Source organism: Streptomyces sp. P5F9, from assembly GCF_057961495.1.
The window spans coordinates 1-538 of the sequence record NZ_JBXVPZ010001058.1 but is presented as its reverse complement, the minus strand read 5'-3'; the positions used below and the strand labels follow the sequence as shown (position 1 = coordinate 538).

Below are 538 nucleotides of genomic sequence, written 5' to 3'. Positions count from 1 at the left end.
GGCGGGCGGTTACGTGGCGATCGACGGGGAGCACTATGACCGGGCGGTCGGTGGGTGGCGTCGTATTGACGGCATCGGGCGGACCGGGGCGGGGATGACACCGTGGCCGGTGACACTGCCTCGGCAGACGCCGGGCGGGGCGGGCTCGCCGCGACTGGAGTACAACGTAAGTCTGCCGGCGGCGGCGCCCGGGGATGAGGTGACGGTGTGGACCTACCTGTCTCCCCGTAACCCTGCGTTGCCCACGGGCGGTCTGCGCTACGGCGTCTCCCTCGACGACGGGCCGATCGAGACCGTCGACATCAACATCGGTGCAGATGACGGGCTGTTGAACGCGGTGTGGGCCCGTAACACCTCCGACAACGTCAACGCGACGGCGACGAAACACTCCGTGACGAAGGCCGGGGTCCACCGGTTGAGGTTCTGGATGGTGGACCCGACGGTGGTGCTGCAGCGGCTCGTGATCGACACGGGGGGTCTGCCGGCGCTGTACCTGGGGCCGTTGGAGAGTCGGCGGGTGTAACGCGCGGCGGAGGAC

At 69.3% G+C, this 538-nt stretch carries 1 pseudogene; it reads left to right on the top strand.

Annotated elements, in window-relative coordinates:
- Positions 1-523, top strand: a pseudogene (locus tag AC31A1_RS52380) (glycosyl hydrolase 115 family protein); the annotation flags it as partial.
- Between the last annotated feature and the right edge of the window lie 15 nt (positions 524-538).